The sequence below is a fragment of the Proteus appendicitidis genome (assembly GCF_030271835.1).
GTDB lineage: Bacteria > Pseudomonadota > Gammaproteobacteria > Enterobacterales > Enterobacteriaceae > Proteus > Proteus appendicitidis.
In genome coordinates this window covers 3,312,191-3,332,625 of the sequence record NZ_CP127389.1, presented here as the reverse complement: position 1 = coordinate 3,332,625, position 20,435 = coordinate 3,312,191, and the positions used below count along the sequence as shown (strand labels likewise).

The window sequence follows — 20,435 nt, the reverse complement described above, 5'->3', positions numbered from 1 at the left end:
CGATTAAATCAGAATGCTCTTTGATAAGGTAAGATACCGCGTTCAAGCATTTTCTGACTACCCAAACTATGATTGTTACTTAGGCCTCTGAGTTCCACATTGACAGACCATTTATTATCAATATCGCTGTGGTCAACTTTCCAGCCAACAATTTTCCGTTCATAACCCACATTCACAGCCCAGCAACAGGTGTTGTATTGCAGACCAACCATTTGGCTAACAGGCTCTGATTCTTTGGTATCAAAGTAATAAGCACCCACAAGTCCCCAACGTTCTGCTAATGGCCAACTTCCTACGACACCGACTTGTGAAATACCTTTTTGGTATTCAGGAAGTTTATTAATACCACCATCATAAGGGCGAACACGCGTTGCTTGGATATAGTCACGATCCACATAACGATAGCTCAACTGTAGAAGATGATCGCTATCTGCGCGATATTCCATAATCGCATCGCCCATTGAGACGCTACCTAAGCGACGGTCATATTGTAAACCACCACGCATACCTACGGTATCAGTGATCCGCCAGTAGGCATCACCTGCCCATACCATTGAGCCTGTTTCATCTTTGCTATTAATAATCTCATTACCAATAGAAGAAGGACCTGTTCTTGGACGCTCAAAGAAGTAGATTTGACCTACAGAAACGTTAAAACGTTCAACTAATTCGCTATCATAAAAACGCGAAGTTACACCGGTGGTTAATTGGTTTGCAGAAGCAATGCGGTCTAAACCACCATACATTCTATCGCGGAAAAGCCCGCTATAGTTTGATTGTAATAATGCGGAGTCAAAGTTATTGATATTAGACTGATTTTTATAAGGAACATAAAGATATTGCACGCGCGGCTCAAGGGTTTGTGTAATATCATTGATTTGGTATTGGCGCTCGAACACTACCTTCATATCAGATTTAAACTGCGGTAATACACGATTAACGCTGTCATCTAATTGGTTAGGATTTTTTTTCTTATAAGCCTCAGGAATGTCTTGATCGTAATGGGTTGCCATAACTTTCAATTCATTATTAAAGCTTGCCCAACCCGTTGATGCAGGGAGTGAAATCGTTGGCTCAATATGGAAACGATTTGCTTCAGGGGTGTTATCTCCCACACTAGTAAAGCGAACAAATTGCGCGTAAGTACGGAAATCAAACGGCCCGATATCATTCTTATAATAATTGAGATCAAGCTGTGGCTCTGCACGATAAGCTCTTGCATCTTTATTATCTGAGAAAATTTGGAACTGCTTGGTTGTTAATGTGGCATTCCAGTTCTGTTGCGCATAACCCGTACTGAATTTCTGAGTTGCATAACCATCGGTGGTATTACCATATTGAGAGGTGAAATCAGTAAAGTACTTGTTATCACTGACTTTTGTGTAATCGATATTGAATCGCCACACATTGTTCATGACACCGCTATGTCCCCAGTAGAATAACCAACGGGTTGCTGTATCACGAGGAAGGTAGCCCGCTTTATTTTCTGCTTTATCTTTATTGTATTGGCTATCGTGATTAATCCAATCAACGGCAATCGTGCCGCTACCTGGAGTGGTTAAATAACGGAATTCATTATCTAATTTTAAACCACGACGACTGATATAGTTGGTACTGATGGTTGCATCATAATTAGGCGCGATATTCCAGTAATAAGGCAGTAAGAAATCAAAACCTGAGCTACGGGAATAGCTTCCGTTAGGAATTAAGAAACCAGAACGGCGTTTATCACCAATGGGTAATTGAAGGTAAGGGCTGTAAAAGATAGGTACATTGGCGACACGAAAACGGGCGTTCCAGATTTCAGCGACTTGCTCTTCGCGGTCTAAAATAACCTCGGAGCCGACAACGCTCCAGCTATCATCTCCCGGTAAACAAGAGGTGAACATGCCTTTATCCATAATGGTATAACGGTTTTCGCCACGCATTTGCATTTTATTTGCGTAACCACGGCCTTGGCGGCCAACCATTTGGTAATCACCTTGCTCAATATCCGTATCTTTATTATTAAGATTAGACCAAGCACGAGGGCCTTTTAAGATGATTTGAGGATCATCATAAGACACATTTCCCGTTGCTGTGACCATTCTTAATGGTGTTTCTCCCTCAGTTTGTGTCAGTTCAACACTGTCGGCACTTAAGGTTTGGTTCCCCTGTTTAATATCAACATCACCTTTATATTTGACCATGCGAGGATATTCACCTTGCATATCATTTGCAGTGATGGTGACGGGCAAGCTGTTAGGATCGCCTTGTACTAATGGTTTGTTATAAACAGGAACTCCCAGTAAACATTGGGAGGCAAGATCAGCATAAGCAGGCTGACCGTATATTGTGGCCCAAACTAGGGTGGCCAGCAGTGTGGGATAACTTTTTTTCATAAGTATTTATGTGCTTCCGTCATCAGTGGCTTCGTGCTGATAAACAGCGAGAAACTAACGCAGGGAGTTATGCGGCACCAGCCCAACGTTCTGAACATTGTTCTAACGGTAACCGAAAAATAGGCGTATGCCTCATTTTTTCGATGTTTCTGTGTTGAAATAGAGTTATAGCCTTATTAGAAACAAAAAAACACCGCGCTGATGCGGTATTTCGTGCTGTATAACAAAGCTAAAGTTATTCGTTTGGTCACTCGTTTTACTTTAACACAATTTAAACGAAAACAGCATTACCTCTGTCCAAAGAGAAACAGTAAATCTCTTCATTTTAAGAAAAAGTCTATTTAGAGGTTGCTTGGTGTTAGGTGTGCAAGCAAATGAATAGTATGATAATGCAAAATTGCAGTCAGAGCATTGAAGATTTGAGGAGTCTATGCGCTATTGGGGAAAATTATTAGGTCTTACCATTGGTAGTTTTGCAGGAATAGGCTTTTGGGGCATTGTTATTGGTGTTTTTCTTGGGCACCTCTATGACATGCAACGAAGTAAATTAGGAAGTGGTGGGCGCTATACGCGTGATAGACAAGCTTTTTTCTTTGCTGCAACCTTTCAAGTTTTAGGCCACCTGACAAAATCAAAAGGGCGAGTGACTCAAACGGATATCTCTCTTGCCAGCGAATTAATGGATCGCATGAATCTGCATGGTGTTGGTCGCCAAGCCGCGCAACAAGCTTTTAGAGAAGGTAAATCACCTGATTTTCCATTAAGAGCCACATTGCAACGTGTTCGGCAAATTTGTGTTGGACGCCGTGACTTACTTCAGATGTTTCTGGAAATCCAATTACAAGCTGCTTTTGCGGATGGTCAACTGCATCCAAATGAAAGAAAAATGTTGTTTATCATTATCGATGAACTCGGTTTTTCTCGCGCGCATTTTGAACATATATTAGCAATGATGCAGGCTGGTCAGAATTTTCATTATCAAAATGGGCAGGGTTATCAGCCCCAACCTCAAGGTCCTACGCTCTCTGATGCGTGTAAGGTACTTGGTGTCGATGAAAATGATGATGTTAAAACCATAAAAAGAGCTTATAGAAAATTAATGGGAGAACATCATCCGGATAAACTTGTAGCAAAAGGTTTACCGCCAGAAATGATGGAAATTGCAAAACAAAAAGCACAGTCTATACAAGTTGCTTACGATTTGATTAAAAAAGAAAAAGGATTTCGTTAACATCTTGTAAAAGAAGATGAGAAAAGAGAGAATTATTCCGTGATAGAGATAACTTAGACTGAGTTGAGTTTATTATTTATCACGGTAAAATATAAGTGAAATTTAATTGTTTCATTCTCTCTTCTCTTAAAAAAGGAACTATATCCATGTCAAACGTCCGTGTTCTTGTTGGGGTTATGGGATTAGCGCTTTGCCTGCTCCTTGCTTCATTGAGTTCAGTGACTGTTTTAGTGTCATAAGACACTAAAAATCGGCAAGGCATTCAAAATGTATCGGGGATCGGAAAGCAGGATGCGTAATAAATAATTCCTGAGCATGTAACTGCAGGCGAGGTGCCATCGCTCTTGCCTGTGGATGTGCATAAAAGCGATCCCCTAAAATAGGATGCCCCAACGCTAACATATGTACCCGCAATTGATGTGAACGCCCAGTTATTGGTGAAAGCTTCACTCTTGTCGCATTCTCTTCATATTCCAACACTTCATAAAAAGTTTGTGCCGCTTTCCCTGTTTCATGACAGACTTTTTGTTTTGGTCGATTAGGCCAATCACAAATCAAAGGTAAATCAACCAATCCTTCTTCTTTTTCGATATGCCCCCAAACGCGTGCGATATAGGTTTTTTTAGGTTCACGCTCACGAAACTGGCGCTTTAATTCACGCTCTGCTTCTTTATTTAGTGCAACAACAATAACGCCACTGGTTGCCATATCAAGGCGATGCACACACTCAGCATTAGGAAATTCTGCTTTAATGCGCGACATAATACTGTCGTTGTGCTCTGGCGCTTTGCCCGGTACTGACAGTAATCCGCTGGGTTTATTGACGGCAATAATATGCTCATCTTGATATAAAACATGTAACCAAGGATCTGTCGGCGGGTTATACACTTCCATCATGGTGGATATCTCATCAAAACAACGGGGAGTAAAATACTCCCCGCTTTAACGGTGATTATTGGTGGGTAACAACAATAAGGCGAATTGAATCTAAACGCCACGTTGCTTCATCTAAATGGTTAAGAATATGAGCGCGTTCATTTTCAATTGATTCGACTTCATCATCACGAATATTTGGGTTTACCGCACGTAAAGCTTCTAAGCGTGACAATTCATGAGTCAGCACGCGATCGGCTTCTTCTTTCGCTTTTTGGATAAGCCCTTTCGCTTCAACTTCCATTAACGGTTCAGAGGCTTTAAGCACATGGTGGACTTCATTTTGTACCGCATTGACCAGTTTGCTTGATGTATGGCGATTAACAGCATTTAATTGGCGGTTAAAGCTTTCAAACTCAACTTGGGAAGCAAGATTATTACCTTTTAGATCAAGTAATAAGCGAACTGGTGTTGCAGGTAAGAAACGGCTTAAATGAAGATGTTTAGGCGCTTGTGCTTCTACCACGTAAATCAGTTCGACTAACAGTGTTCCCACTGGTAATGCTTTATTTTTTAATAAAGAAACGGCACAACTTCCTGTATCGCCCGATAAAATTAAATCTAAGCCATTACGGATAATTGGATGTTCCCAACTGATAAATTGAGTATCTTCACGAGATAGTGCTTGTTCTCTATCAAATGTGATAGTGCAACCATCTTGCGGTAATCCTGGGAAATCAGGCACTAACATATGATCGGATGGCGTTAAAATAATTAAGCTATCACTGCGATCTTCTTGATTAATACCAACGATATCAAACAAGTTCAGTGCAAAGTTCACTAACTCAGGATCGTTATCTTGCGCTGCAATCTCACCCGCTAATTCAACGCCCACTTCACCCCCGTTAGAATGCATTTCTAACAGGCGGTCGCGACCTTGCTCAAGTTTGAGCTTCATTTCATCATGCTGTTTACGACAAGCAGCAATAAACTCATCAAAGTCTGCTAATTCATTAGGCTGAGCAAGATAGTTAACAAGTGCATCATATTTGCTGTCATAAATAGTACGACCTGTTGGGCAGGTATGCTCAAAGGCATCTAAGCCTTCGTGATACCAGCGCAATAAGACGGATTGAGCCGTACCTTCAAGATAAGGAATACTAATATCAATGTCGCGATTTTGGCCAATTCGATCGAGACGACCAATACGTTGTTCTAGTAAATCAGGGTTAAATGGTAGATCAAACATAACCAGTTGATTCGCAAACTGGAAGTTACGTCCTTCAGAGCCGATTTCTGAACATAGCAGAACTTGTGCACCTTCTTCTTCAGAAGCGAAATAAGCCGCCGCACGATCACGTTCAAGTAATGACATTCCTTCGTGGAAGACTGCTGCACGGATACCTTCGCGCTCACGTAAAACTTGTTCTAATTGCAGTGCTGTTGCTGCTTGAGCACAAATTACTAGTACTTTTTCATTACGATTGGCAGTTAAGAAACCCAGTAGCCATTCAACACGAGGATCAAAGTTCCACCATGTTGCGTTTTCACCTTCGAATTCTTGGTAAATACGTTCAGGGTAGAGCATCTCTTTTGCACGAACTTCGAGGCTCTTTTTCGCTGCCATAATTTCAGCCACTTTAATTGCGGTTTGATATTGTGTTGGCAGTGGCATTTTTATCGCGTGAAGTAAGCGATTTGGGAAACCTTTAACACCAGAACGTGTGTTACGGAATAACAAACGGCCCGTTCCATGTCTGTCCATTAACATATGGATAAGTTCTTGGCGAGATTTAGTACGCTCTTCACCTTGGGTATTTGCCGCTTTCAGTAATGGTTCTACATCTTGCTCGCTGATCATTTCACTGATGATATTTTGTTGTTCGGTATTTAAATCATCTTCTGATAGCAAAATAGTGACAGCATCGGCAACAGGGCGATATTTTTGTTGCTCATTAATAAATTCGTTGTAGTCATGGAAACGGCTTGGATCAAGCAGACGTAAACGAGCAAAGTGACTTTCTTGGCCTAACTGCTCTGGGGTTGCAGTTAATAGCAATACAGAAGGAATAGATTCCGCTAACTCTTCAATCACTTGATATTCACGACTTGGCGCATCTTCACTCCAAACAAGGTGATGTGCTTCATCGACAACTAACATATCCCATGTTGCTTCAACCAAGTGTTCAAAACGTTGCTTGTTTTTACGCACAAAATCTAAAGAGCAGATGATCATCTGTTCTGTTTCAAATGGATTATCGCTATCTAATAAAGATTCGCTATAACGGCTATCATCAAACAGTGAAAAACGCAGATTGAAACGGCGTAACATTTCAACTAACCACTGATGTTGTAAGCTTTCAGGCACAATAATCAACACGCGCTCAGCACGACCATCCATTAATTGCTGGTGGATAATCATACCGGCTTCAATCGTTTTACCTAAACCAACTTCATCAGCTAATAATACGCGAGGGTTATGACGTTTACCCACTTCATTAGCGATATAAAGCTGATGAGGAATAAGGCTTGCGCGAATACCACGTAAACCACTTTGTGCTTGCTTAAACTGCTCGCTCATAAACTTACGAGCGCGGTAGCGTAATGCAAAGCGATCCATACGGTCGATTTGACCGGCAAAAAGACGATCTTGAGGCTTATTAAAAGTGAGTTTGTTATCTAAGAACACTTCACGTAATTGTGTAGGCTCTTCAGTGTCTAAACGTACACCATGGTAGATAAGTAGGCCGTTATCTTCTACAACGTTATCGATGGCGAGTTTCCAGCCTTCGTGACTGGTGACGGTATCCCCTGCATTGAACATCACCCGCGTTATTGGTGCATCATGACGGGAGTAAAGGCGGTTTTCGCCACAGGCAGGAAAAAGTAAGGTAACCATACGGGCATCAATTGCCACAACAGTACCCAGTCCAAGCTCGCTTTCAGTATCGCTAATCCAACGTTGACCAAGAGTAAAAGGCATATATATAAACTCAGCTCTCAAATATATAATTTAGGAATTATTAATGAATGCAGTATTGCGGTGTTGTCATTAAAATCTGTGGGATAAACAGTGCTTATTCTTTGAACAAAGAAAAGCTAATTATCTCCAAAGGGGCGTTATGTTAATAGATGCAAAGCAAACCGTCACCTGCAAAATGACACAACTTAAAATGAGAGTGTCATTTGCCCATTTAACAAGGTTGAAAAATCATCTTGTATAAAAGGTAGGATTGCGTCTGCAATAGGCATTAACTGCTTATTGATATAGTGCTCATAATCAGGTGCAGTGGTAATGTGCTCTAACGGCTCAGGCCCCAAGAGGGTAATTATATAACTAATCCAACCGCCTTGCTGATATTGTTGAGGTCTATTTTGGGATAAATTATATTCATCCGCCTTGCGTGCTGCTTTGACATGAGGGGGAACGTGGTGCTGATATTCTGATAATTTTCGACGTAACCGTTTACGATACACCAATCTCTCATCATATTTTCCCGCAAGCGTATCCGCGACATAATCACGAATAAACTGCTGATAAGGTTGCTGATGAAAAATACGTGTATAAAGCTCTTGTTGGAATTTTTGAGCAAGGGGCGTCCAATCTGTTCTGACGGTTTCTAACCCCTTAAATACCATTTTATCATTACTGAGTCCGGCATAGCGCTTCTTGCTACCCGTTTCCATACCTCGGATAGTGGGCATTAAAAAGCGACGATAATGGGTTTCGTATTCTAGTTCTAATTTACAATCTAGTTGATAGTTTTCAAAGAGATGTGTTTTCCACCATTGATTTACCTCTTGTACTAATTGATACCCAATTTGTTGTGCTTGTTGTTCTGTGTGAGGTGATTTTAGCCAAACAAAGGTTGAATCCGTATCGCCATAAATAACTTGATAACCTTGGGCCTCAATTAATTCTCGTGTTTTTTTCATAATTTCATGACCTCGTAGCGTAATGGAAGACGCTAGACGAGGATCAAAAAAGCGACAACCAACAGAGCCTAAAACACCATAAAAAGCATTCATAATAATTTTGAGAGCTTGAGAGAGTGGGGCATTTTTATGTAATTTGGCATTGTCTCTTTCATGCCAAATTTGTGACACAATCGCGGGTAAACAGTGCTGTTCTCGCGAAAATCGCGCTTGGCGAAATCCAGAAATAGAAAACTTTTCATCAGGTTGGTGCATTCCTTCAATCATTCCTACGGGATCGATTAGAAAAGTACGAATAATAGAGGGATAAAGGCTTTTGTAATCAAGCACAACAACAGAATCATATAAACCGGGAGCCGAATCCATCACAAAACCCCCAGGGCTATGTTCTTCAGGCTTTTCACCTTGATTAGGCGCGACATATCCAATGCGATGCATTGAAGGTAAGTAGAGGTGGGTAAAAGCTGCCACCGAGCCACCGCTTCTATCAACGGAAAGCCCAGTAACACAGGCTCTTTCTAATAAGAACGCCATAAGAGATGTCGCATCAAAGATACGATTTACTAAGACACAATCTTGCCAATTATAATAAGCCAGTGCGGGTTTATCTTCTTTAAAGCGCCGATTAATTTCATCCATTCTGGCGTAAGGTGTATCAATGGCTTTACCTTCACCTAACAGTGTTTGAGCAACGGATTCGAGGCTAAAAGAGGGGAAATTCCATGTCGCCATTTTCAAAGCATCGATCCCATCGATAATTAAACGACCTTGAGCTGAAGCAAAAAAATGACCTTTTTTAAATCCATGCTCTCGCCATTCTAATGGGCTATTTTGACGACCTAATAATAGACTGATGCCATACCGTTGGGCGTGAGTGTACAAAATACGCAGATCGAATTGAATTAAATTCCAACCAATAATCGCATCAGGATCGTGATGTTGTATCCACTCATTTAGTTTTTCAATTAAACGCAATCGGCTACTGACATAACATAAGCGATAGCCTTGGGGTTGCTGGCTTTCACATTCTGCGGGTAACTCATCAGTCAGCATAAACACCACATTATCACCACAACCTGCAAGCCCAATGGAGTAAAGTTCACCAAATTCACTGGTTTCAATATCCAAAGACACAGTTCGAAGCATTGGGCGATAATCAGGGGCTGGTTTTAATGTAGCAATACTATTTTGTTGATAACGAAACCAGACAGGTGCGGTGATAAAGCGCTCCATCATATAGCGTTCATGAGGGCGGATATCTGCTTCATAAAGGCGAATATGATGCTCTTTAAGTTGTTGCTCAAGTTGAACAAGTTGGCGGTATTGTTTGCAATAAACACCAAAAACGGGCTGTCTTTCGAAATCTTTTAAATCAAGAGGGCGAATTTCAATATCAGGATTTTTATCAACGAGTGAGCGTAAAACAGTTTCATGTTGGCGGGCAACAAAACCGATAGCGCGTTGCATAGGAACAGTTACTTTATGTGCGCCATTATCTGTCGCCAGCCAATAAGAGACGACAATACCTTTTGGGGTGTCGCTCCAGTGGCGAGTAAGAATAAAGCCTTGTTCCGTATGACCCATTATGAGCACCCAATAAACACAAATAATTCACTAAAGATGTGTTTATTATAGTCAATGTAGTGGATATTTATACAGTTAATTTTGGTTGAGATTAATTAAACGGAATACCTAAAATAAGTGATTGATCCACTTCGCCATTTATTAATGATTGCGTATTACCATCATACACAATCATACCGTTATCAATCACAATCGCTCTTGAGGCAATTTTTGCAGCATCTTCTAAGCTATGAGAAACCATCAATAAGGTTAACGCTTTTTCATCACAAAGTTGCTCAAGTAGTGCCAGCATTTCAATGCGTAACGCAGGATCAAGGGCAGAGAAAGGCTCATCGAGTAATAAAATCGGTTGTTCGCGTACCAAGCAACGCGCAATTGCGATACGTTGACGTTGTCCTCCTGATAATTGAGAAGGTAAGCGTTCAAGATATTCACTGAGAGCCACTTGTTTAGCGCGATCCTCTAAGAGTACTTTTTGCGCGTCAGTCAGTTTTAATCCCGGATTTAACCCTAAGCCAATATTTTGCCTGACAGTTAAATGAGGAAATAGATTGTTATCTTGAAATAACATGGAAATAGGGCGTTTTGCTGGCACTGTTTTTGTATGATCTTGACCATTAAGAAACAGGCTTCCTTTTTCTGATGGTAAAAAACCAGCAATTAAACTGAGTAATGTGCTTTTTCCTGCGCCACTGGGACCTAATACGGCGATACGCTCTCCCGTATTAACGGTTAAATTAAATAAGAGATGTTGGTGTTCATAAGTGTAAGCAAGATGCTCTAATTTAATCATGAGATTTTCCTGCCAATCGTTCTATTAGGCTAAAAAGAGTGAAGCAAAGTAGCAATAATATCATGGCGGTCACGGCACCATCTTGTGTGTGATAAGCGCCAATTTGCTGATAAAGATAGAAAGGTAAGGTTCTAAAGGTTTCATTACCAAAAAGAGCCACAATACCGAAATCACCAATAGAAATCACACAAGCAAAAGCAAGGGCTTGTGAAATCGGCTTTTTCAATGCGCGTAATTCTATCCAACGCAGTCGATTTATACCTTGTAAATTAAGCGATTGGCATAAAAGACCATAACGTGAAGCGATATCATTCATCGGGTTTTCGAGTACTTTTAATGCATACGGAATGGCAATTAATGCGTTGGTTAAAATGACTAAAACATACGGTGATTCGGGTAATCCAATCGTATTATTGAATAGAAGGAAAAAGCCTGTTGCCAACACAATTCCCGGCATCGCCAAAATAATCAAACCACTCATTTCCATGGTTTGTCCTGCTTTTTTAAAATGGCGTAAGCGAAGTTCTCGACTACTCCATAACAACATCATCGTTAATACAACGCAAACAATGCCCGCACCAATAGCAATAATCAGTGAGGTTGTAAAAGCTTGCCAAAGTACAGGTTGTTGAATAACAAGTAGAAATTGGCTATTCAGACCATCAGTGATCACGGCTAAAATGGGGGGCACTAAAAAGAGGATCGCAAGGATGATAATTAGACCATCGGTTATTTTGCTAAATATTGGATCATAGGGATCACGCCAATGCAGCTTTTGGCTGTTTCCTACAAAAAGGGAGCCTTTTAGCTTTTGACTGATAAGCACTAAGCCTAAACAACAAAAGAGTTGGATCAACGCTAGAAGTGCCGCACGATGTAAATCATAGTCATAACTTAATGCTTGATAAATCGCGAGTTCAACTGTTGTTGCAGCGGGACCTCCGCCTAATGCCAACACAGTAGCAAAGCTTGCAAAGCAGAGCATAAAAATTAGCGATGCAGTGGGGAGTATTTGACGCCATAAATAAGGAAATTCGAGGAAGCGGAAACGTTGCCAGCCATTCATGCCTAATTGTGAGGCTAATTGGCGTTGCTCTGATGAGATACTTTCAAGAGCTTGCAATAGCATTCGGGTTGCTAATGGCATATTAAAGAAAATATGTGCCAGTAAAATACCCTGCAAACCATAAGGCGTAAATTGGTAGTCGATCCCTAGCCATTCACAAATTTGAGCAATCCATCCCACTCTGCCATAAACCGTTAAAATACCAAAAAGTGCAACTAGAACAGGTAATACAAGGCTCATGGCACATAGGCGTAAAAACAGTGTTCGCCCTTTAAATTGGCGTCGATAGAGTGCTTTTGCGAGCCAAATAGCCGGTAATATCGAAAATAGTGCAGATAAAAAGGCTTGCCAAAAAGTAAAGCGGACGACATGCCATAAATATTCATCAGCAAAAATTGAGGACAGCTCACCACTTGGCGCGTTAAACCACAATGCACCAAATGATAATAACGCAACAATAAGCAGTAAACCCGAGGCACATAGCCCCGGGATAAGCCATCTTCCCATTAGCGACTAACCGCAGCTTGCCAATTACGAGTCCATGTTTGGCGCTCTTTTGCGACAACATCTGCATTGAATTGCAATGATTTTTCGGGTTTAGGCATCACGGAATAGACGTCAGGTAATGGCATATCTATAACAGGATACATCCAATTGGTAGTAGGTATGGTTTCTTGGAATGCAGGGGTTAACATAAATTGCATAAATTGTTGAGCTAATTCAGGTTGTTTGCTCGATTTCAATTTTGCTGCGACTTCGACTTGTAAGTAATGCCCTTCATCGAAAATTGCCGCTGCATAGTTATCTTTTTTATCCGCTAAAATGTGATAACCCGGAGATGATGTGTAACTAAGTACAAAATCACCTTCGCCTTTTAAGAATAAGCCATAAGATTCACTCCAACCTTTCGTCACTGTCAGTGTTTTCTCTGACAATTTTTTCCATTCAGTGGCCGTATTTTCAGGATAAAGTGACTGCATCCATAGCATTAAACCCAAACCCGGTGTGCTGGTGCGAGGATCTTGATACAAAATCTTCCACTTTTCTTTGCTATTTAGCAGATCAGCCATACTTTTTGGAGGATTAGCAATGCGGTTTTTATCATAGATAAAAGCAAAATAACCGTAGTCATAAGGCACAAAGGTATCATCAGTCCATTTTTCAGGTAAGGTAAGTTTGGATGTATCGATATGACTTGGGGCGAAAAGCCCGGTTTCTTTTGCTGCGTGGATCAGATTGTTATCTAATCCTAAAATAATATCTGCCTTACTTTTATTACCTTCCATACGTAAGCGATTAAGCAGAGAAACACCATCAGAAAGAGCGACAAGTTTTAGTTCGCAATCACATTGTTGTTCAAACGCCTTTTTTATTGCAGGCCCTGGCCCCCAATCTGCGGTAAATGAATCATAAGTGTAAACAGTAAGTGTGGGTTTTTGTGCTAAGGCTTGAGCTGAAAAAGTGCTCATAATGCCCAGAGCGCCCAGAAAGAAAGTAAAGCGAAGTGATTTAGTTAACACGTTTAGTTCCTCAGTAAAAGTCAGGTAGGATCTGAGGAGTGAGGATGGCAAACCAATGAATATTGCAACATCCTGACTCAAATCCCTACGCCAGTATTAGCTGGATCAGGTTCCACGAGTTTTTCTCAGCCGAAAAAGGCACCCCGTTGAGACTTTCCCATTGTAGATAAATACGCGCGTTGTGCAAAGTCTGTTGATAGAGGTTTACCGTTTGTGGGTAGTATGAAACAATGAGTTATCTTTCAAATTTGGTTATTGAGGTAGTCTAGTGATCGATGATGATGGCTACCGCCCGAATGTAGGGATTGTAATTTGTAATCGGCAAGGGCAAGTGCTTTGGGCTCGTCGCTATGGGCAACATTCATGGCAGTTTCCTCAAGGGGGAATTAATCCTGGAGAATCGCCAGAGCAGGCAATGTACCGAGAGTTGTTCGAAGAAGTTGGGTTAAGTCGCAAGGATGTTAAAATTCTTGCCTCCACACGTAACTGGTTACGTTACAAGTTACCTAAGCGTTTGGTGCGTTGGGACACAAAACCTGTTTGTATTGGACAAAAACAGCGTTGGTTCCTTTTGCAGTTAACAAGTAATGATAAAGACATTAATGTTCAACAAAGCAAAACGCCAGAATTTGATGGCTGGCGTTGGGTGAGCTACTGGTATCCTGTTAGACAAGTCGTCTCTTTTAAACGCGATGTTTATCGACGTGTAATGAAAGAATTCGCACCTGTAGTCATGCCATTGCAAGAACAAGTGTCTTTACCTCGTCCATCGTATGGATATCGGCGTAAAAGGTATTAGATAACACTATGCTGACACGTTTGCGAGAAATAGTAGAAAAAGTAGCTATGGCAGCAGGGCTTCCAGAAGCACTTGAACTCTTAGTCAAGGAAACGTGTCAGGCAATGCACACGGATGTGTGTTCTATTTATCTTGCCGATAAACAACGTAGTTGTTTTTATCTTATGGCGACCAAAGGGTTAAAAAAACCTAGAGGGAGAGCCGTTAGCCTTTCATTTGATGAAGGCGTTGTTGGTGAAGTGGGGCGTCTTTCAGAGCTTATCAACCTTGCTGATATTCGCGAACATCCTAGCTTTAAATACCTTCCTCAAGTTAAAGAAGATGATCTCCGTGCTTTCCTTGGCGTTCCTATTGTCTATCGTCGCCAACTCCTGGGTGTATTAGTCGTTCAGCAAAAAGAGCGTCGCTTATTTAATGAAAGCGAAGAATCTTTTATGGTGACGCTGGCGACACAGCTTGGTGCCACATTATCGCAAGTCCAAACTAAAGGGCTTTTTGGGCAATATCGCCAAAGCCGTATTAAAGCACTTTCGGTTTCGACTGGTGTGGTGATGGCTTATGGCTGGCAAGAAGTCTCTCAACCTATCCTTGAAAATGTCTTTAAAGCCAGTGCTCTTGATATAAAGGCAGAATTAAATCGACTTACGATAGCTTTAGAAGATGCTACCGCAGAATGTCGCCGCTTTAGTAAGCGCTTTATGGCAAATGCGCAAAAAGAGAGTGCCGCCATATTTGATCTCTATTCGCATTTACTCAATGATCCACAGCTTAAACATAAAATGACCGCAATCATTACACAGGGATATGTTGCGGAATGGGCGGTTAAAGTGGTGGTTGAGAAAGTCGCCGCCCAATTTTCTAGCCTAAAAGATGGTTATATGCGAGAGAGAGCTTCTGATCTTAAAGCATTAGGGCGTCGTTTATTATTTCATCTAGATGATGATCTCAGCTCAACTAATATTTGGCCAGAGCGTTTTATTTTGGTTGCTGATGAATTAAGTGCAAGTTTATTGGCGGAATTACCAGAGCAACAACTTGCTGGTGTCATTGTTCGAGATGGCGCAACTCACTCACATTCTGCCATTCTTGTTAGAGCGATGGGAATACCTGCGATTATGGGGGCAGATATTCAACCTGAGCTTTTGCATAATCGCATGCTTATTCTTGATGGGTATCGTGGTGAAATATTTATTGAGCCAGAGCCTTTTATTACTCAAGAATATAAACAAATTATTGATGAAGAGAGCGTATTAAGCCAAATTGCAGAAGAGCAGCTTGAACAGCAAGCAGTTTTAAAAAATGGCGAGGCAGTCAGCGTTCAACTGAATGCGGGATTAAACATAAAGTATGAGCAACGCATTAGTGTGGGAATAGATGGCGTTGGTTTATATCGCACCGAAATTCCGTTTATGCTACAAAGCGGTTTTCCGTCAGAAGATGAACAGAAAAATCGCTACCGTGAAATACTCTCTTTTTTCCCTGATAAACCGGTTGTATTACGTGCTTTAGACATTGGTGCTGATAAGCAACTTCCTTATATGCCAATTAATGAGGAAAATCCCTGCTTAGGTTGGAGAGGAATAAGAATATTGCTTGATCAACCAGAAATCTTCCTTATTCAGCTACGTGCAATGCTAAAAGCAAATCTCGAATTTAAAAATTTGAAAATTTTGTTGCCGATGGTGACAAGTATTGATGAAATTGACGAAGCAAGAACATTGCTGCTACGAGCATGTGATGAAGTGAGTCGAGAGCTAAAATGTGAATGTGTTCCACCTCCGCTGGGTATTATGCTTGAAGTACCTTCATTGGTGTTTGTGCTGTCACAGTTGGCGAGTCGGGTTGATTTTATCTCTGTTGGAACCAACGATCTGACTCAATATTTGCTTGCCGTCGATCGTAATAATACCCATGTAGCATTACTCTATGATAATTTGCATCCTGCGCTATTGCGTTCACTGCATTTGATTGCAACACAATGCCAATATTATCAATTGCCAGTGAGTGTTTGTGGTGAAATGGCGGGTACGCCAATAGGGGCATTGCTGTTAATAGGGCTAGGTTTTAGGCAGTTAAGCATGAGTGGTCGTAGTTTACCTAGGGTAAAATACTTATTGCGCCATCTTGATCCTGTGATGTTACAGCCTTTTATGCAACAGGTGTTGCAAGCTGAAACGACAATAGGGATCAAAAAATTGTCTTCTGAATTTATGGAACGGCAAGGATTAGGTGGATTAATTCGCGGAGGTATTTAGTAAACCTTCGTATAAGCCTTTTCTATGTTGGTAATAAATAACCAGCACAGAAATTATTAATTAAGTGAAGTAGGGAATAATGAGTATAAGCTACCTTAAATTTCCAGAGATTGATCCCGTTATGTTTTCTATCGGCCCGGTGTCATTACACTGGTATGGTATGATGTATTTAGTTGGATTTGTCTTTGCCTTATGGCTTGCAAATCGTCGAGCTGCAAAACCGAATAGTGGTTGGAATAAAAATGAAGTTGAAACATTACTTTATGTCGGTTTTGTTGGTGTGTTTATTGGTGGCCGTTTAGGTTATGTTTTATTCTATAATCTACCTGTTTTTCTAAATGATCCTCTTTACCTCTTTAAAGTATGGGATGGCGGAATGTCGTTCCATGGTGGTTTAATTGGGGTTATTTGTGCGATGATTTGGTTTGCTAAACGCACTAAACGTAAATTTTTCCAAGTGGCGGACTTTGTTGCGCCGTTAATTCCATTTGGATTAGGGTTAGGTCGTATTGGTAACTTTATCAATGGCGAATTATGGGGACGTGTCACATTAGATACGCCTTGGGCCATTTTATTCCCAAGTTCTCGTTCTGAAGATCTCCAACTTGTTGCCCAAGATCCAACAACGTTACTGCCTATTATTCAAGAATATGGTGTTTTACCTCGTCACCCCTCTCAGCTTTATGAAATGCTGTTAGAAGGTGTGGTGTTATTTATTATTCTGAATATTTTTGTGCGTAAAAATCGTCCTGTCGGAAGTGTGTCGGGTCTATTCCTGATTGGTTATGGTGCATTCCGTATTATTGTTGAATTCTTCCGTCAACCAGATGCACAGTTAGGATTATTTGGTGGTGTGAGTATGGGGCAAATACTTTCAATTCCAATGATTTTGTTGGGTATTATTTTTATGGTATGGGCTTATCGTCAAGATAAAAAGACGCCACAAAATCCAACACCTGCTCACAAATAGTGTGAGATAAATTTTTTATTATTAGCTAATTACAAGAGAGACAACATGAAGCAGTATCTGGCATTGTGTCAACGCATTATCGATGAAGGGCAATGGATTGATAATAAACGGACAGGAACCCGTTGTTTAACGGTGATTAATGCCGATCTGGAATATGATGTTGCGAGTAACCAATTTCCGCTAATAACAACACGAAAAAGTTTTTATAAAGCGGCCATTGCAGAACTGTTAGGGTATTTACGTGGCTATGACAATGCCGCTCAATTTCGTGAAATTGGCTGTAATACATGGAATGCCAATGCAAATGAAAATGACGCATGGTTGAACAATCCTCATCGTAAAGGTGAAGACGATATGGGGCGTGTATATGGCGTTCAAGGACGCCAATGGCAACGCCCTGATGGTTCTCATTTTGATCAACTGCGTAAAGTGGTAGATAACTTGACTAAAGGTATCGATGATCGTGGTGAGATCGTAACGTTCTATAATCCGGGTGAAACGGAACTGGGATGTTTACGCCCTTGCATGCATACACACACCTTTTCATTAGTCGGTGATACGCTTTATTTAACCTCTTATCAGCGCAGTTGTGATGTACCACTAGGTTTGAACTTTAACCAAATTCAGTGCTTTGTTTTATTAGCGCTGGTGGCTCAAATTACAGGGCATAAGCCGGGTAAAGCATTTCATAAGATAATCAATGCACATATCTATGAAAATCAATTACCTCTAATGCGTGATGTGCAGTTAAAAAGAGAGCCATTGCCGTTACCAACATTACATATCAATCCAAAGATAAAAACGTTGGAAGATATCGAAACATGGGTAACAACGGATGATTTTACTGTTGAAGGTTATCAATGCCATGAAGCGATAAAATATCCATTTACGGTTTGATTTTCCTTTGTGTTTTAAAGCCTCTGTTTAGTGATAAACAGGGGCTTTTTTATTTCTATGACTCTTTTTCGTGTTTATTCTGAAAATACGGTTATTGCGTTGTTGTTCGAAAAAAACACTTTCCTTTATTTACCGTTAGATGTTTTGTCTGCATTCTCTCAGTAGGTTAAAAAGGAGGAATAAATGAACAATAACATGGATATAAGCCTAAGTAGGGCGCATCAGCAAGAGAGCGAATTTGGAATAAGCCTACTTGAAATGCTTATTGTCATGATAATCGCCTCGATTTTAAGCTACTTATCAATCACCACCTATCAGCAATTTACTCACCAACGTCAATTGATACATAGTGTACGTGAAACGATTGCTTTTCTTTCTTATCAGCGACAACAAGCGCTATTGTTTAATATAAAAATTAAAATATCGTTTCATTTATCGCCCAGTAATAAACTCATCGCGATCCCTTTACCTCTACAGCATTTACCTGAAAAACAAACTATTTTTCAATTAGCTTCTGGTGTTCAACTTAAGCAATCAACAGTTTCAAATTTTACGTTTGGGGGGACTCGTCAAACCTTAAGACCAATGAGTTTTGTGCTTCAAAGTTCAGAGGGTGAAGTGAAAATTGTGATTTCATCTTTAGGTAGAATAAGAGCATGTAGCCAGAAAATTAAGGCATTCTCGCCATGTTAAAGCGGTCAATATTTTCATTTTCATCTGGCATGATGTTGATGGAATGCCTCTTTGCTATCGCGATAAGTGGGATTTTATTTCTATCTATCAGTCGGGCTTTTCCTCAAATCATGAACACATTGATCCATTCTTACCAACAGCATCAATTAGATATCTTTTTAAGAGAAAGGTTATTGGTGCTAGAAACACAACTAAGGCGAACGGGATATTGTCATGGTGATTGCGCCAATGTATCGCAGCCAAAAGCGTTGCATATTTCACCATTAAAAATAGGACAGTATTCTTATCAAGAAAAAAATAGCTGCATTATTTTTGCTTATGACGTAAATGGCAATGGTCGCTGGGATGCTCCCTCTTCAAAAGAAAGTGATTATTTTGGATATCGTCTTAAAAATGGACAACTAGAACAATTAAGAGGAGTAAAAAATTGTACTTCTTCAGGATGGCAACGATTTTTCGAAAGTCATGAGATTGAAGTGACTGAATTTATTTTACGCCCTTATTCAAGGCAACATCTTATCAACAAGAAACCATTTTTTTATCTTTCGGTTTCTTTAAAATTTCATTTAAAACAATCCCCTGCTATCAAATTGCATTATAAGAATGACATTCGGTTAAGGAATGTGACCAGGTTATGAGTATTAATACAATTTTCAATAAAAATGAGCAAGGATTTGCAAGTTTACTTGTCGTAATAGGGTTTATTGTTATGAGTTTATCGGCAATTGGAAATTTTGCTTATCATTACAGACAGTCTCAACAAATAGTGATGCAAGAGTTACAAGCTCGACAGGCTTTTTTATTTGCTGAATCTGCCTTGGTGTGGGGAATAAAACAGAATTGGGAAATTTTATCGCCACAGCTAAATAAATGGCAATGCCGTTATTTTCATGCAAATCCTAAAATAAAAAGCTGTTTATTTTTGATTTCGTTAGAAAAGGGTTTGTTGCAAGGACAGGCAGAAAGTGTAAATGGTTATAAAATATATCATTATCAATGGGTTGATTTTTTGAATGACAAAAATAAATCCATTGTTGCACATCCAAATGGATGGCTAGATTATTGCCCCTTAGTGCATAAGGAGTGTGTGTTATAGATAATATTCAAAATAAATCAGAAAGTGGCTCTATTTTACTTAACGCAATGTTTATATTGCTGTTTTTTAATATTAGTTTTGTCGCTATTATAGGGTATAGTCAATCATTAAAAGCTGATTTTCAGCAGTTAATTCAAATTCAGCAGGCAGGGCAGGAACTTTTTGTTTTATTTGAACAAATGTCCGATAAATCCCCTGATTATTTCGCATCTAACCTTAAAATAATGACGCATTCACTTTTACAGTCTGAAGGTTGTCTGCAAATAGAAGGTTATGTTGCCAATAATGTATTACCCGAAATAAAGCTGTATTACTGGTCATGCTATTAATAAGATGAGGAT

Annotated in this window: 16 protein-coding genes and 1 riboswitch; of the genes, 9 read left to right on the top strand and 7 right to left on the bottom strand. The window is 40.2% G+C overall.

Annotated features, from left to right (window positions below; translation table 11 throughout):
- Positions 1-8: 8 nt before the first annotated feature.
- Positions 9-2,381, bottom strand: a complete 2,373-nt coding sequence (lptD, locus tag QQS39_RS15335) for an LPS assembly protein LptD (RefSeq protein WP_285804858.1) — start codon at positions 2,379-2,381, stop codon at positions 9-11.
- A 430-nt stretch (positions 2,382-2,811) separates the two neighbouring features.
- On the opposite strand from lptD, the gene djlA reads away from it, so the two are divergent.
- Complete coding sequence (djlA, locus tag QQS39_RS15330; protein ID WP_023582748.1) at positions 2,812-3,612, top strand: co-chaperone DjlA; 801 nt, start codon at positions 2,812-2,814, stop codon at positions 3,610-3,612.
- 243 nt (positions 3,613-3,855) lie between these two features.
- On the opposite strand, the gene rluA is transcribed toward djlA, so the two are convergent.
- From rluA to thiB, 6 genes are all read right to left on the bottom strand, one after another.
- Complete coding sequence (gene rluA / locus QQS39_RS15325; protein WP_072064290.1) at positions 3,856-4,509, bottom strand: bifunctional tRNA pseudouridine(32) synthase/23S rRNA pseudouridine(746) synthase RluA; 654 nt, start codon at positions 4,507-4,509, stop codon at positions 3,856-3,858.
- 55 nt (positions 4,510-4,564) lie between these two features.
- Positions 4,565-7,468 (bottom strand): RNA polymerase-associated protein RapA, encoded by a 2,904-nt coding sequence (gene rapA, locus QQS39_RS15320; RefSeq protein ID WP_285804857.1) that lies wholly within the window; start codon positions 7,466-7,468, stop codon positions 4,565-4,567.
- A 185-nt stretch (positions 7,469-7,653) separates the two neighbouring features.
- The gene (locus QQS39_RS15315; RefSeq protein WP_432711544.1) at positions 7,654-10,005 is read right to left on the bottom strand and encodes a DNA polymerase II; all 2,352 of its coding nucleotides are present in this window, start codon (positions 10,003-10,005) and stop codon (positions 7,654-7,656) included.
- 91 nt (positions 10,006-10,096) lie between these two features.
- Positions 10,097-10,798, bottom strand: a complete 702-nt coding sequence (gene thiQ, locus QQS39_RS15310; protein WP_151436003.1) for a thiamine ABC transporter ATP-binding protein ThiQ — start codon at positions 10,796-10,798, stop codon at positions 10,097-10,099.
- On the bottom strand, positions 10,791-12,371 hold the full coding sequence (gene thiP / locus QQS39_RS15305; RefSeq protein ID WP_285804856.1) for a thiamine/thiamine pyrophosphate ABC transporter permease ThiP: 1,581 nt from the start codon (positions 12,369-12,371) through the stop codon (positions 10,791-10,793). The genes thiQ and thiP overlap by 8 nt, the downstream gene beginning before the upstream one ends.
- Positions 12,371-13,333 (bottom strand): thiamine ABC transporter substrate binding subunit, encoded by a 963-nt coding sequence (thiB, locus tag QQS39_RS15300; protein WP_285805903.1) that lies wholly within the window; start codon positions 13,331-13,333, stop codon positions 12,371-12,373. The genes thiP and thiB overlap by 1 nt, the downstream gene beginning before the upstream one ends.
- A 115-nt stretch (positions 13,334-13,448) precedes the next feature.
- Positions 13,449-13,540, bottom strand: a riboswitch (TPP riboswitch).
- A 112-nt stretch (positions 13,541-13,652) separates the two neighbouring features.
- Between thiB and rppH the strand changes: the two genes are divergently transcribed.
- The 8 genes from rppH (at position 13,653) to QQS39_RS15260 (ending at position 20,423) form a co-directional block, all read left to right on the top strand.
- Positions 13,653-14,183 carry an RNA pyrophosphohydrolase gene (rppH, locus tag QQS39_RS15295; RefSeq protein ID WP_036934096.1) on the top strand — a complete coding sequence of 177 codons (531 nt, stop codon included), beginning with the start codon at positions 13,653-13,655 and terminating at the stop codon, positions 14,181-14,183.
- Positions 14,184-14,191: 8 nt separating this feature from the next.
- Positions 14,192-16,438 carry a phosphoenolpyruvate--protein phosphotransferase gene (ptsP, locus tag QQS39_RS15290; protein ID WP_285804855.1) on the top strand — a complete coding sequence of 749 codons (2,247 nt, stop codon included), beginning with the start codon at positions 14,192-14,194 and terminating at the stop codon, positions 16,436-16,438.
- A gap of 79 nt (positions 16,439-16,517) precedes the next feature.
- Entirely contained in the window at positions 16,518-17,408 is an 891-nt protein-coding gene (lgt, locus tag QQS39_RS15285) for a prolipoprotein diacylglyceryl transferase (protein ID WP_196570732.1), read from the top strand.
- Between the two features lie 45 nt (positions 17,409-17,453).
- Positions 17,454-18,305 carry a thymidylate synthase gene (locus QQS39_RS15280; protein WP_151435999.1) on the top strand — a complete coding sequence of 284 codons (852 nt, stop codon included), beginning with the start codon at positions 17,454-17,456 and terminating at the stop codon, positions 18,303-18,305.
- Between the two features lie 183 nt (positions 18,306-18,488).
- Positions 18,489-18,998 carry a potassium:proton antiporter gene (locus QQS39_RS15275; protein WP_285804854.1) on the top strand — a complete coding sequence of 170 codons (510 nt, stop codon included), beginning with the start codon at positions 18,489-18,491 and terminating at the stop codon, positions 18,996-18,998.
- Positions 18,992-19,636 carry a prepilin peptidase-dependent protein gene (locus QQS39_RS15270; RefSeq protein WP_285804853.1) on the top strand — a complete coding sequence of 215 codons (645 nt, stop codon included), beginning with the start codon at positions 18,992-18,994 and terminating at the stop codon, positions 19,634-19,636. The genes QQS39_RS15275 and QQS39_RS15270 overlap by 7 nt, the downstream gene beginning before the upstream one ends.
- Complete coding sequence (locus QQS39_RS15265; RefSeq protein ID WP_285804852.1) at positions 19,633-20,094, top strand: DUF2509 family protein; 462 nt, start codon at positions 19,633-19,635, stop codon at positions 20,092-20,094. Before QQS39_RS15270 ends, QQS39_RS15265 begins: the two co-directional genes overlap by 4 nt.
- Positions 20,082-20,423, top strand: a complete 342-nt coding sequence (locus QQS39_RS15260) for a hypothetical protein (RefSeq protein ID WP_285804851.1) — start codon at positions 20,082-20,084, stop codon at positions 20,421-20,423. Before QQS39_RS15265 ends, QQS39_RS15260 begins: the two co-directional genes overlap by 13 nt.
- Positions 20,424-20,435: the final 12 nt, after the last annotated feature.